The sequence below is a fragment of the Pseudoalteromonas sp. LC2018020214 genome, assembly GCF_016598755.1.
Lineage (GTDB): Bacteria > Pseudomonadota > Gammaproteobacteria > Enterobacterales > Alteromonadaceae > Pseudoalteromonas > Pseudoalteromonas distincta.
The window spans coordinates 1,286,090-1,299,110 of the sequence record NZ_CP066804.1; the positions used below are offsets into that span (position 1 = coordinate 1,286,090).

Sequence of the window (13,021 nt, forward strand, 5' to 3'; positions counted from 1 at the left end):
TACATAACGATGTTAAATTGTAGTAGAAAGTAACTTAAATACGATATTTGATTACCCGACAGAGGAACGCTCAATAACTATCGTATAGTCAAAGCATTAACCGTAAGTAGTGTTAACGTAAAAATAAATAAATCTAATAGCAAAATGACACTTTTAAGTAAGTATAGCCGTTATAGCGGGCTGCAAATTAGTGTACGCTTAATACACAAATATAACGCTATTTATTTTAATGTATGGTTTTTAAGGGTTATTTTATTAATGTGTGAATTACTTGGCATGTCAGCCAATGTGCCTACCGATATTTGTTTTAGTTTTTCAGGCCTTTTAGAGCGTGGTGGTAATACAGGTCCACATAAAGATGGTTGGGGTATTACATTTTACGAAGGTAAAGGCTGTAGAACCTTTAAAGATCCTGAGCCGAGTTATCAGTCAGAAATTGCAAAGCTCGTCAAAGCATACCCCATTAAAAGTGTCTCGGTTATTAGCCATATTCGCCAAGGTAACCGCGGGAGAGTATGCCTTGAAAATACTCATCCTTTTACGCGAGAGTTATGGGGGCGCGAGCTTACTTACGCTCATAACGGGCAGCTATCTAATTATCATGATTTAAAACCGCAGTACTATCGCCCAGTAGGTAACACCGATAGCGAACTCGCTTTTTGTTGGTTACTTGATAAAATTCGTGAAAAATACCCAAAGCGTCCAAGTAATATGGCGTCGGTTTTTAGATACGCGGCTAAGCTTTCGCAAACTCTGCGTGAAAAAGGGGTGTTTAATATGTTATTGACCGATGGGGTGTTTGTTTTAGCGTATTGCACTAATAACTTACACTACATAACGCGCCGTGCGCTTTTGGTAAAGCAACGTTGATTGATGCCGACATGGTGGTTGATTTTCAACAAGAGACCACACCAAACGATGTAGTAACAGTTATAGCTACAAGGCCTTTGACGAATGATGAACGTTGGCAAAAAATGGAGCACTGGGAATTTGCATTGTTTAAAATGGGTGAGCTAATTTAGCCCACCTATTTTAAATACTAACTTAACTTAACTTAACTTTGGTTTAATTAAATTTAGTTAGCTTCTTGAGGTTGTTGTGCTGTTGCAGGCGCAACAGCTGTAGGCGCAGTAACAGTAAATGAATTCATTTGAACTTCAAACTGCTCCATACCTTTTTCGCCTTTCCACATACGTACCAGCATGTAATCCATTTCTGGCGCAAACCATGCAATTGCTTGGCGTTTATCGTTATCGTATAAACGCTTCACTTTAATGGCTTCTACATTACCGATAGGTAAGGAGATCATCTCTTTTTCAACAACTTCAAAGTTGTAGTCGCGGCGGTTACCTTTTTGTCTATGAGCGGGAATGAAAAGCTTGTTTCGCTTTTTTTTCAATCCTTCGCGCACTTGCACTTGGTACGAAATAGCATCCTGAAATTCATCAGTCCATTCGCATTTAAGTGGGTATTCACTAGCGCTGCTAGTCACTACTTTGTTTGTTGTATCAAAATCAATTTTGTAATCTTTATCTGGGCCTGTCCCTGTACGAATCATGTTGTAATGATGCGGGGTAACCTTGCCATCTTTAAAGGTAAACTTTGATGTTTCTTCACGAGAGTCAGAGAAAATCATCCACTCAATATTGCTGTGGTATGTAAGTAAGTTCATAAGTATCGTCGCCCGTTTTTTTGAGCTCACGAACAGCCTCACCATGATTTTTACCTTTGCGTAAAATATCGTAATTAGCTTGATACTGGGTCAATTCGCCTGCAATTAGGCTAGTTGGAAGTAAAGCGCCCGCACATAACAACAGGGCACTTATTTTTTTATTGTGGGTAGTGCGCGCCGTGTGCAGGAAGTTGTTTTTGTCAAGAACTGCATAATCTGCTTCCATAGTAAGTCTGTGTTCACTGAACCACTTGACCACCAAAGGATAAATTATATGCTCTTGCTCATGCACGCGTTTTGCTAATGTTTCTGCTGTATCATCCTTGAGTACAGGTATTTGCGCTTGAAGAATAACGGGACCGCCGTCTAACTCTTCAGTAACAAAGTGAACACTTACGCCATGAACATCGTCTTTTGCATCAATTGCTCTTTGGTGGGTATTCAGCCCCTGATACTTAGGCAACAAAGATGGATGAATGTTCAACATTTTTCCAACATATTTTTGCACTAAGCCGGGAGTAAGAATACGCATAAACCCAGCTAATACAACTAGATTTGGCATAAAAGAGTCGATAACGTTCATTAATTGCGCATCGTACGCTTCGCGCGAGTCAAAATCTTTATGACTGAGCACTTTTGTAGCAATACCTGCTTGTTTTGCACGCTCTAGGCCATAAGCGTCTGCTTTATTACTAATAACAGCCGCTATATGCCCGTTTATCTCGCCACACGTTCGCAGGCATCTATGATGGCTTGTAAATTAGAGCCACTACCTGAGATTAAAACTACCAGACGAGTCGGTGCCATTACTTAGCACCACCTACAATTTCAACTTGCTCTTCGCCAGCTGCTGCATCTTGAATTTCACCAAGGTGCCATGCATTTTCGCCCAAGTCTTTTAGCATTGTTAAGCTTTGCTCAAGTTTGTCTGCAGGGACTACTAAAACCATGCCTACACCACAGTTAAATGTACGGTACATTTCGTGTGAAGTAATATTGCCGTTTTCTTGTAACCATTAAAAATTGGTGGCCACTGCCAGCTATCACCTTTAACTACAGCTTTTGCTGAAGCGGGTAATACACGTGGAATGTTTTCCCAAAACCGCCGCCAGTAATATGCGAAAGCGCATGTACGTCAACGTTTTTGAATAACTCAAGTAAAGTTTTACGTAAAAACGAGTAGGCTCAAGTAAAGTTTCGCCTAAAGTTTTACCTTCAAAGTCAGCGCTGGTATCAGCTTTTGATACTTCAAGTACTTTACGAATTAAAGAGAAGCCATTTGAATGAGGGCCGCTTGAAGCAAGTGCAATAAGCTGATCGCCTGCTGCTACTTTTGTGCCATCAATAATTTTTGATTTTTCTACAACGCCTGTACAAAAGCCTGCCATGTCGTAGTCTTCACCATCATACATACCGGCATTTCAGCTGTTTCGCCACCAATTAGGGCACAACCTGAAATTTCACAACCTTTGCCAATACCTGTAACTACGTCAGCTGCTGTGTCTATATCTAGTTTACCAGTTGCATAGTAAGTAATCTAAAAAAAACAGGGTTCAGCACCTTGAACAATTAAGTCGTTTACACACATTGCAACTAAATCAATACCAACAGTATCGTTTTTTTAAGTCGATTGCTAAACGTAGTTTAGTACCAACGCCATCTGTGCCTGCAACTAATACTGGTTGCTTGTAGCCTTCAGGAATTTCGCAAAGTGCGCCAAAACCACCAATTCCGCCCATTACTTCAGGACGACGAGTTTTTTTAACTACGCCTTTAATACGCTCAACAAGTGCATTACCAGCGTCGATATCTACGCCCGCGTCTTTATAGCTTAGAGACTGTTTTTGTTCGCTCACAGGTTTTCCTCAAAATAGTTGTTTTGGGTTGCTTAGAAACGCGCGTATTTTACAACAATTGCAAGGTCGCGGCTAGCTCAAATGTAATTTTGAAATAATTAACAAGGACACTTGTCCGCTGTTTGTTGTTTAAATAAACAAAAAACGCCCGTAGGCGCTTTTTAGTATTAAAGGCGTTAAATTAACAGCTATGCTTTTGCGGTTAATATGGCTCGAAGTGGAGCGGGGTAGCCTTCAATTGTTTTACTTGTATCGTTTGGATCTAAAAAGTCGATTAACGATTCGTTTTCCATCCAGTCGGTTTTGCGTTGCTCTTCAAGCGTGGTAATAGCGCAATCTTTTATTTGCACATCTTTAAAGCCAACGCGTTCCATCCATAGTTTTAATGCTGCAGTACTTGGAATAAACCAAACGTTGCGCATTTTAGCGTAGCGGTCGGTTGGGACTAATACCGTGTTTTCGTCGCCTTCAATTACTAGGGTTTCAAGTACGAGTTCGCCGCACGGGCGAAGCTGCGCTTTTAACTGCGCTAAAAAGTCGATAGGTGAGCGACGATGATAAAGTACGCCCATCGAAAAACCGTATCAAACGCTTTAAGCTCGGGTAATGCTTCAACGCCTAGTGGCAGTAAATGTACGTTTTCGTCTGGATTATAGTGTTTAATTGCCTGAAACTGACATAAAAATAAATCAGACGGATCATACCCACTACAAACTCTGCGCCTTCACCGCGCATACGCCATAAATGATACCCTGAGCCACAACCAATATCTAAAACAGTGCGGCCTTTTAGTGGCTCAATATGAGGAAGCAGGCGGTCCCACTTCCAATCACTGCGCCACTCTGTATCTATTTCAATACCGTGCACACTAAATGGGCCTTTGCGCCATGGCATCATGCGTTTTAATAAATGCATGGCTTGCTTTTGCTCGCCATCACTCATCTCTCTGGGGCGCCAATTTCTACCTTAGTAGAAATATCAACATGGGAAGTTGCCACCTCAGGCAAGTTTTTAAGTACTTTTTTGCCATTTTTAGGCAAATCACCATGGCTAGCCTCGTTTTGCCAATGTTTTAATTGAGCAGGGAGGGTTTCTAGCCAGTGACTAAGTGGGCTTTGTGCGATAGATGCGTAAAATTGGTTAAACCATTGAGACATGGATGACTCTCTTTATTTAATTGCTACCATTGAGCAAAAATTAAAACATTGATACCACACTTGAGTTTGGCTAAAACCAATATCTTGTAAGCGAGTAAAGTGAGCGCTTAGTGTATCTGGGCGCATAACGTTTTCGATGGCGGTACGTTTTTGGCTTATTTCAAGCTCAGAGTAGCCATTGTGACGTTTAAAGTCGTGGTGCAAATCAATTAATAGGTTATCGCATTGCTCGTTTTCGGCTTTAATTTTTCGCTTAGCAGCAATACACCACGGGTTTTAAATTAGCGTATATTTTCTCAAGTACGGCTTGGCGCTGTGCGTGTGGAATAAATTGCAGTGTAAAGTTCATTGCTACTACTGAGGCGTTTTGAATCTCAAGCTCGTTAATATCGCCCAAAGTAACAGTAACGGGCACATCTGATTTAAAACCTTGTAAATGTACCTTACAACGCTCAACCATAGCTTGAGAGTTATCTACCGCTATTATATGGCAGTTATCGGTGCGAATATTACGGCGCATGCTAAGCGTGACTGCGCCAAGAGAGCAGCCTAAATCATAAAGATTTGAGTTACTTTGTGCGTATTCACCCGCAAGTTTACCCATAGTGCTTACAATGGTGGCATACCCGGTACAGAGCGCTGGATCATATCTGGAAAAACTTCGACTACATTTTGGTCAAAGCTAAAATCTTTTACTTGTTGCTCAGAGGCATAAATACTGTCTTTTATGGTCACGAAGGCAGTCTCTTTGTAAATAATGGCGCTATTTTAACATTTTATACTGGATAGTCAGTGATAAATTCAGTAGCTTGACTAGAATTATGAATAATAAGTACAAAAGAGAAGATTAAATGAGCAAAAGTAAGGTCATCAGCACAGACGATATATTAGCAACCCTTTGTCATTCAGTGACAGGTGTACTCACATCAGCCAGCGGCAATGGTATTAGCTACTCAGCCATGGTGCAAAAAAAATAACACGTACATGTATGCGACCAGATATTGGTTGTTTTGTTTTATTTGACGGCGGTTTTACAGGGCTCGTAATTACCAACTTTACCTCGCAAGCGGCGATGGAAATTTATGGCGATTACATGCGCAATATGGGAATGCCAGAAGATGAAATAGCGCATAGCCATTTATCAGACGACGTATCAAACGTACTAGGCGAGTTGATGAATCAAATTGTTGGCGACTTTACGTCTAAAGTGCGTGAGCAATTACATACCTCTATTACGCAAAACCAGCCAAAAATGATGGCAATAAATAAGCAAGTTCAAATATCGGTAGATACCACAATGGATCGCCCGCAAGCCCGCCGCGTAACATTCACCACAAGTAAGCAAAATTTTTTACTTGGAATTAGCGATGGATAAAAAAGAGTTCATTAAATTACATGACTTTGATATTGAAGCTCTAGACCCAGATGACATAATTGAAAACGAAGCACGTAAAAAAGCGGACAAAGAAAAATCATCTAAAGCAGTAGAACAAGATGATGGCGATGATGATTTTATGGCAGGCCTAGGGCTTTAAGTAAGTCTATTTACGTAGGTTGGGTTGAGAGAAACGAAACCCAACGACTGCTCAGCTATTAATCTTTAGTTATGAGTGTTCAGGTTAGTGATTAAAATAAAAGCGCGATTTATATCGCGCTTTTGCGTCATGTTAGCTTTATTTGAATAAGTAAACCTACTCTTTAAATTTATAGCCCACACTATAAACCGCAGCTATTGGGTTTAGCCCTGCTTGAACGTCGTTAATCTTTTTCGTATGTTTTTAATGTGTGTATCAATGTTGCGATCGGATATGTCGGTTGTGTCACTGTATACGTTATTAATAATATCTTCGGTAAAAACACGCCCTACGTGGCTTATAAATAGTAAAAATATTTTAAACTCGACGGCGGTAAAGCTAATACTTTTGCCGTTTAGGCGTGCTTCGTAATCGTCTTTGTGCAATTGGAAATTATTATGATTGATGATGTTGGTTTTAGGCTGGCTGGTTCTTCTTAGTACGGCTTTTATGCGTGCTATAACTTCTTTAGGGCTGAAGGGTTTGCATATGTAGTCATCGGCGCCGAGCTCTAAACCCAGTAAGCGGTCTATTTCTTCACTTTTTGCGGTAAGCATAATAATAGGCACACTTGAAAAGGCTCTAATTTGCTTACATAGCTCTGTGCCATCAACATCTGGCAGCATTAAATCAAGAAGTATTAAATCTACAGCGTTTTGTTTTACAAAACTAACTACACTTTGCCGCTATTAAAGTGCTCAGTTTCGTAATTTTGTTGCTTAGCATAGGCAATAAGTACCTCTGCAATGTTTTCTTGGTCTTCAACGATAAGTATTGTTTGTGATGCCATTATTTTAACCTAAAAGTGTCAGCGTTATTTTAACTTCTAGCCCACCGAGTTGTGAGTTGTGCAACGATATTTGACCGCCATGTGCCTCTACTATTTGTTTGCAAAGTGCAAGTCCTAAGCCCGAGCCGCCGTGCTCTCGGCTTCGAGACTTTTCAACGCGATAAAAACGCTCAAACAATTTTTGTAAGTCGTTTGGTAAAACACTTGGGGCTGAATCTTGTAAAATAAGCTCAATGTTATTGGGTCTTTTGTTGGCAAGTATTATTTGCCCACCTTTACCTTTATGCGTGTATCTGCAGGTATTTTCTAACAGGTTTGAAAATAATTGTATAAGGCGTTCTTCATCACCATTTATTATACATTTGCCGGCTTTGGTTAAGCTTTTGCTGTCTACATTTAATTCACGCTCTTTAAAGCGAGCGGTGTAGTTTTCAATTGATTGCTCAAAAATGCTTATTAAATCAGTGCGCGCATTGTTATAGGTTAAATTAACACTATCTGTTTGTGCTAGTTGGGCTAGGTCGTCAACAATGTGACTTAAGTTATCTACTTGGTTTATGAGTAAATTAATGCGCTTTGTGTCGGCTGTAAATACACCATCTTGCACAGCTAACAAGTGCGATCGTAGTACGGTAAGCGGGGTTCTTAATTCGTGGGATGTGTCTGACACCCATTGAAACCGCATTTGTTTTTTTGCTCAAGCGTGTGGGCTAAGGCATTAAAGTTGTTGGATAGGGTACCTAGCTCATCTTTACTAGAGGAGGTTATTCTGCTGGCAAAGTTTCCGTTTGTTAACTCATCGGTGCCAGTCACTATTTGCTTTATTGGTTTTATTAAATGGCGAGATAACACAATAGCCATAATAAATGCGAGCGCAATAACGAGTAACGTAATCATAAAATAGTTATGAAATTGCGCTGCTAAAAACGCTTTAGCTGGGCTACTTTGCACAAGTTTTGAAGGGACTAAACCTATCCAGCCTATAACGTTATTGTTTAATAAAATAGGCTCTATATGTGGGTTGTCGTTTAAATTCGCTCTACCAACAACAACTTTTTTTATTTTGATCATATAAACTTATACGTTGCCCTGTTTTAAGGAACCCGCAGGTAAGTGTACCCACAATAAAGAGGGCGTTGCTTTACTGCTATTTGGTTTGGGTGGGGTGCTTGTGTGTTTATTCGTTTTAGGTTCACTGGTTTTTTTGCGGCTCTACAATAGAGCGCCATAATTGCGTGTTTTGCGTAATAGGTTGCCAACTGCCTAATTCGCTATAAAGCTCAATAAGTTGCTGCTTAACCATTGCTACATGCTTTGTTTCTTCTTGTTCAACAAAGTCGTTAAACCCTGACGAAAAGGTCATGTATATAAACACAAACATAAGCCCAACTAGGGCGATATTAGTGATAAAAAAGCTAAAAAGAATTTATGTATTAATTTCACTGATTGGCAAATAGTAAAAATCATGTGTTAACGTACCAAGCAGTATTGCATATTGATTATGTGCCTACAATTAGCGTATTTGGGGAGTTGCTTACTAAAATCCTTTTTAAGTAAGCTTTTTAGATATGTTGATATTTGGACTAGAACTTTATTTTTGCGGTATCGCCAGCACCCAGTAACTTATATTGTGGTTTTACAAAGCTTGCGTGTACTGCACCTAAACTTTTAGGGAACGATATGGCAAGCTTATCTACTGTTGTAAATGTGTGCTTCGCTTGAAAAACAATTTCTAGGTCGTGCGCTTCGTTGTTGTTGCTGGTGGTAAAAGCGACGCGTTCAAACACGATAACTTGCTGATTTACACGTAAGCTCGTTTTTTGTTTAAGTGCATTTTTTACAAACTCTTCCTGTTGCTCTGCACTTAAGTTTGTAGGCATAAGCTTATCAATATCGCCCATAAGCCATGCTTGCTCGCTTTGCAGCGCTGAAATTAAATGCTCAGCATTAGTTAATACTTTAACCTCAACTTGCCCGTCTCTTAAAATTACTTGGGCTGTTGTGTTTTTTTTTAATACATGGGCGCTCACTTGAGCGCTCATACTTGTTAAAATACACGCGAGCATTAGCCATTTTAATTTTTTTAAAAATACATAATTACTACCTTTGTTCAATGTAACTTGTGCTCTTTTATTTATTGAGGTTGCTCAATAGTTGCTTTACAAATAAGGGTGTTGTCGGTTTCTAAGTCTTCGCCCCATATGAATTTTGCGTTTTCATCCCAGTTAATATCGTCGTAACCGTCTTTTGGTCCTACATCAGCAAAGTTGTGCTCTACTGCATTAGCCCAATTAGTATCGTCAAAGTTACTTTGCAGCCAGTTAGTTGGCGCTTCTTTTGACATAAACGTACAAACGCCTTCGCCCGCGACTGGATTTGATTCGCTTTCGCATAATTTGTTGAGCGGCGCTTTGTGAAGTATTTCGCATTTAAAGCTTTTATCGCTTACGGCAACTACTTTATTTGTATCGGTGTCGGTAAGTTGCATAATAAAACCGCCATCACCCATTTGCTGATTTTTAGCGCCGATGTATTCAAGCCCAGTGTCGTTTTGCTTAAAGTCTTTAATTATTAAATTAAGCTCAAGGGTAGTTTGCAGAAAACGTAATACTTTCGGCATTAAATGAACGCTCTGTAGTTATAGGCACAGAATCTTCAACAAGTAACTGCTCGCCTATGTAGGCTGTAAACCAGTTATCAGCCCATGCTTCTAGCTTTAAGTTATGCTTGCCTGTAATGGCAGGATTTGTATTTTGCTTAGTGACTGTAGGAGTAAGGTGATTTGGTGCGGACCTCTACAAAATGTACCTGTTTGAACTTTGCCACCATTACTGATGGTTTTTTTTGTTTAAAGCTATAGCAGTCTTTTCCCTGTGATGCAGGGCTGTAGGTGGTAAAGTAGTTCTCGCCTTTGTATGAGTAGCTCATTGTACGGCTGCCGTTTTCAGAGATTGTGTGCGTTAGGTTTTCAACGCCGCCTTGTGGCGGGCGCAAGTCGGCTCTTATTGAGTATCGCCACCAGTGGTGCCACTCTTGGTAATTTAGCTGTATCTACTTCACCTACTAAACTGAATAATATATACGGCGGCGTAGCTGATGCGAGTAGCGATAGCCAAATGTGTCGTCGGTTTGTCCGTTACATACATCAAGGTCACCTTTGGCAATTGCACTGCCGTCTGGGTTTTTACTGCCATACAGCGGGTAACCATCGTAAGCCCAACCAATAATGGCATCGCTTGTTTGGTTTTTCATTGTGTCAATCATACACGTTGGCGATACATGATAATGGTAGTCATCACCTCGTCCTGCGTGTCCGCCACATATATCTAACTGTCCGAGTGCTAACGTGTCGTGTTTTTCATCGTAGCTATTTACGTCCAACTCACCTTGCGAAGAATAGTCGTATATTGGTACGCCATTAACGGCAACACCTACGGCTGCATCAATTGTTGTTATTGTTTTTGCTTTTTCGGGTTTAGCTTTATAGGTGCTACGTAGTCTTTAGCTGGAACGGGTATTTGCTCGTTAGTACCTGTAATACCAGTCATTACTTCATGATCAGGATAAGTAGGTGAGGCAATATAAGCATATTGCTCATCGCACGTAACAGATACGCTTTTATCAAACCCTGCATTACTCACTGATTGTGTAATAGCATCGCAACGAGGTGATTTTACGTTAGCGGTTAAATATGATTTATCAGGCTTTGGTTGCTCATTTGGTTTTGGTCTTGTATTAGGTTTGTGTTCGGCGCTACTGGCGCTTCGCGAGTATTTAACCGTCATACTTGCAGTATCGAGCGTAATATCTTTTACAGCAGCGAGTAATGCTGAGCGATCTCACCTTTGTATCGCTATTAAAGGTAACCGGTGCAGATAACGCGTACACAGTATAAGTATAGCTTTTTTCACTGGGCCTTTAGAGCAAGGCGGCGCGTATTGGTTTAAATCGTTTATGCTATTAGAGCCCACTTCACCGAGAGTTTCGCCCGCTTTAATTTGTGTTTTATCGGCGGCAATATTGTACATGGTCCAATACCAATGCATTCCCTCTGGCGCTTTATGATCCATAATTAACGCATAATATTTGGTTGCCTTAGGTGCTCCACTCCAGTTAAGTGGGGGCTAATGCTTTGCCCATCGCATGTATAAGTAATAGGCAAATTACCGCCATCACTTACTTTTGAGCTGGTTAGAGTAAAATCATTGAGGTTTGATTGTTCAAGTGATTGGCTGTTTTGCTCGTTGCAGGCACTTAAGGTTAAGCAGCACAGTGCACTGAGTAAAATGGCATGGGTATTTTTCATCATTTAAAAACTCCAAAGATTAAATTAACTTTTAAGAGTGTAGTTCTCAAATGTAGGGCAATTATGTAGTTTTAAACTTTTTTTATTAAGGGCTGGCGTTAAGTTGTGAGCTGCTTACGGGGATAAAAGACTGGGTATGGAAGGAAACATTAACTTAAGCATGGGCTTTATTTTCACTCAGTTAAATAACGCTAAAATCCTTATTTTAAATAAGGATTTTTCACCCATTGCGACTACACACAAAAAATTCTTAAATCTAACTCTAGCTGGTGGTAACTCGGCTCCATATGGCAGCAAAGCTGATAAAAGCCTTTGTTGTGATCTTTTTTTTCTTTAAAGTGGGCGAGCTCATGTACCACTAACGCTTTTAATAATGGCTCGGGAGCGCGCAGCAAGTCGCTGTTTATCGCTAAATCGTGTTTACGGGTTTTACCTTGCATTCGATACGTATGTGTACCAAGTGCATTGGTGACCATGTCGCCTTGCTTTTTAAAAGCAGTGCGACCAAACGGTGGTGCATTTTTAAATATTGTTTTTAAGCTCGGTTGCATAGCTATAAAGTAGTTTATCGCTAGTAATGGTATGTGCTAGCGGATACTTTTTAAGTAAGTAGTCACATACCTTGTTGTTATCTATAAGGCTTAATACTTGCTCAACAATGTTAGCTGGGTAGCCGGTAAAGTAACGTGCGTATTCACTCATTATTGTTTCTCTGTCGTTTTACTTTTAAAAAAGTGCTGGCTGGTGGGCTTCTTTTTCGCCAGTAAATGGGTTTAATGCTTTGTGATCATAACCAAGGTCTTTGCAAAAACTGCCTTGCTAATGGCGCTTCTCGGTTATCTGCCGTATGAAAAAACAAATAAGGGGTTTTTCCTTCATCAAGCCATTGTTTTACTTTACTCAGCCACGGTTTATAAAAGGGTTTATAGTCGTTTTGTAAATCGGCTATTACAAAGCGCGCCATAGGCTCTGAGCCAGTAGCTATTGCATGTACCGGTAAATGGGGCTTTTTTGCTGTGCATCTATTAGTGCTCGGTTGTTGGTTTTACCGCAAATAGGGCGCGAGTATCCATCGATATGCGATTTATGTTATGTGCCATTAATAACTGATTAAGTGCTATTTCGGCTTCGCCCTTTTGGAAAAACGCAGTATGACGTACCTCTACACCGTAATTAACCTCTTTTGGTAATAGGCTAATAAATTGTGCGAGTTTGGGTAAGTCACGGGGCCAAATGCTTTAGGTAATTGCAGCATGATTTGCCCGGTTTTTCCTAAAATAGGGGAGAACAAGTTAAGCCAATCAGTAAGCTCGGTTTGAACATTAGTAAGATGCAGCTCGTGGCTAAAGCGACGATTAAACTTAAACGTAAATTTAAAATCATCGGGTACGCTGTTTGCCCAGCGCAATACGGTACTTGGCGATGGGTCAGCGTAAAAGCTGGTATTGCCTTCAACTGAGTTAAAATGCTGGGCGTATTGGCTAAGCATATCGGCGTTTTTACATTGGCTTGAAAATAAATTGCCTTTCCATGCATTACTCGACCACTGCGGGCATCCAATATATAACATACAAACTAGCGCCTTATTATAAAGTGGCGATAGTGTAGCAAATAACAAAACGAGCTGCTGTAAATTCAGGGGCAAAAGCGGCACACGCCCTAGCAT

The 13,021-nt window shown here is 40.3% G+C and carries 13 protein-coding genes and 8 pseudogenes; 2 read left to right on the top strand and 19 right to left on the bottom strand.

Going from position 1 to position 13,021, the window contains the following annotated elements; genetic code table 11:
• The first annotated feature begins 258 nt into the window (after window positions 1-258).
• Window positions 259-1,022 (top strand): annotated as a pseudogene (locus tag JG479_RS05645) (class II glutamine amidotransferase).
• A gap of 53 nt (window positions 1,023-1,075) precedes the next feature.
• Here JG479_RS05645 and JG479_RS05650 read toward each other — a convergent pair.
• The 6 genes and pseudogenes from JG479_RS05650 to cmoA form a co-directional block, all read right to left on the bottom strand.
• The gene (locus JG479_RS05650) at window positions 1,076-1,672 is read right to left on the bottom strand and encodes a DUF3108 domain-containing protein (RefSeq protein WP_442793201.1); all 597 of its coding nucleotides are present in this window, start codon (window positions 1,670-1,672) and stop codon (window positions 1,076-1,078) included.
• 158 nt (window positions 1,673-1,830) lie between these two features.
• Window positions 1,831-2,479, bottom strand: a pseudogene (gene purN / locus JG479_RS05655) (phosphoribosylglycinamide formyltransferase).
• Window positions 2,479-3,528, bottom strand: a pseudogene (gene purM, locus JG479_RS05660) (phosphoribosylformylglycinamidine cyclo-ligase). Before purM ends, purN begins: the two co-directional pseudogenes overlap by 1 nt.
• A 188-nt stretch (window positions 3,529-3,716) precedes the next feature.
• Window positions 3,717-4,470, bottom strand: a pseudogene (gene cmoB, locus JG479_RS05665) (tRNA 5-methoxyuridine(34)/uridine 5-oxyacetic acid(34) synthase CmoB).
• Complete coding sequence (locus JG479_RS20275; RefSeq protein ID WP_442793202.1) at window positions 4,467-4,685, bottom strand: DUF1698 domain-containing protein; 219 nt, start codon at window positions 4,683-4,685, stop codon at window positions 4,467-4,469. The pseudogene cmoB and the gene JG479_RS20275 overlap by 4 nt, the downstream one beginning before the upstream one ends.
• A 12-nt stretch (window positions 4,686-4,697) precedes the next feature.
• Window positions 4,698-5,420, bottom strand: a pseudogene (gene cmoA / locus JG479_RS05670) (carboxy-S-adenosyl-L-methionine synthase CmoA).
• Between the two features lie 116 nt (window positions 5,421-5,536).
• Here cmoA and JG479_RS05675 point away from each other — a divergent pair.
• Window positions 5,537-6,220 (top strand): annotated as a pseudogene (locus tag JG479_RS05675) (DUF3334 family protein).
• A gap of 203 nt (window positions 6,221-6,423) precedes the next feature.
• Here JG479_RS05675 and JG479_RS05680 read toward each other — a convergent pair.
• The 13 genes and pseudogenes from JG479_RS05680 to JG479_RS05705 form a co-directional block, all read right to left on the bottom strand.
• Window positions 6,424-6,885 (bottom strand): response regulator, encoded by a 462-nt coding sequence (locus JG479_RS05680; protein ID WP_234047877.1) that lies wholly within the window; start codon window positions 6,883-6,885, stop codon window positions 6,424-6,426.
• Window positions 6,886-7,053: 168 nt separating this feature from the next.
• Complete coding sequence (locus JG479_RS20040) at window positions 7,054-7,719, bottom strand: ATP-binding protein (protein WP_234047878.1); 666 nt, start codon at window positions 7,717-7,719, stop codon at window positions 7,054-7,056.
• Window positions 7,695-8,120 (bottom strand): HAMP domain-containing protein, encoded by a 426-nt coding sequence (locus tag JG479_RS20045; RefSeq protein ID WP_234047879.1) that lies wholly within the window; start codon window positions 8,118-8,120, stop codon window positions 7,695-7,697. Before JG479_RS20045 ends, JG479_RS20040 begins: the two co-directional genes overlap by 25 nt.
• A 121-nt stretch (window positions 8,121-8,241) precedes the next feature.
• Window positions 8,242-8,430: a hypothetical protein gene (locus JG479_RS20050; RefSeq protein WP_234047880.1), complete on the bottom strand. Its 189-nt coding sequence runs from the start codon at window positions 8,428-8,430 to the stop codon at window positions 8,242-8,244.
• A 202-nt stretch (window positions 8,431-8,632) separates the two neighbouring features.
• Window positions 8,633-9,079, bottom strand: coding sequence for a hypothetical protein (locus JG479_RS05690; protein WP_234047881.1), 447 nt, complete (start codon window positions 9,077-9,079; stop codon window positions 8,633-8,635).
• Between the two features lie 104 nt (window positions 9,080-9,183).
• Complete coding sequence (locus JG479_RS20055) at window positions 9,184-9,669, bottom strand: hypothetical protein (protein ID WP_234047882.1); 486 nt, start codon at window positions 9,667-9,669, stop codon at window positions 9,184-9,186.
• A gap of 137 nt (window positions 9,670-9,806) precedes the next feature.
• Window positions 9,807-10,043, bottom strand: a complete 237-nt coding sequence (locus JG479_RS20060; RefSeq protein WP_234047883.1) for a hypothetical protein — start codon at window positions 10,041-10,043, stop codon at window positions 9,807-9,809.
• Between the two features lie 69 nt (window positions 10,044-10,112).
• Window positions 10,113-10,505 carry a YHYH protein gene (locus tag JG479_RS20065; RefSeq protein ID WP_325101149.1) on the bottom strand — a complete coding sequence of 131 codons (393 nt, stop codon included), beginning with the start codon at window positions 10,503-10,505 and terminating at the stop codon, window positions 10,113-10,115.
• On the bottom strand, window positions 10,502-10,834 hold the full coding sequence (locus JG479_RS20070) for a hypothetical protein (protein ID WP_234047884.1): 333 nt from the start codon (window positions 10,832-10,834) through the stop codon (window positions 10,502-10,504). Before JG479_RS20070 ends, JG479_RS20065 begins: the two co-directional genes overlap by 4 nt.
• A 54-nt stretch (window positions 10,835-10,888) precedes the next feature.
• Window positions 10,889-11,119, bottom strand: a complete 231-nt coding sequence (locus JG479_RS20075) for a hypothetical protein (protein ID WP_234047885.1) — start codon at window positions 11,117-11,119, stop codon at window positions 10,889-10,891.
• Window positions 11,120-11,121: 2 nt separating this feature from the next.
• Complete coding sequence (locus JG479_RS20080; RefSeq protein WP_234047886.1) at window positions 11,122-11,358, bottom strand: hypothetical protein; 237 nt, start codon at window positions 11,356-11,358, stop codon at window positions 11,122-11,124.
• Window positions 11,359-11,555: 197 nt separating this feature from the next.
• Window positions 11,556-12,057: pseudogene (locus tag JG479_RS05700) on the bottom strand (M48 metallopeptidase family protein).
• A gap of 24 nt (window positions 12,058-12,081) precedes the next feature.
• Window positions 12,082-12,925 (bottom strand): annotated as a pseudogene (locus tag JG479_RS05705) (DUF72 domain-containing protein).
• Window positions 12,926-13,021 lie beyond the last annotated feature (96 nt).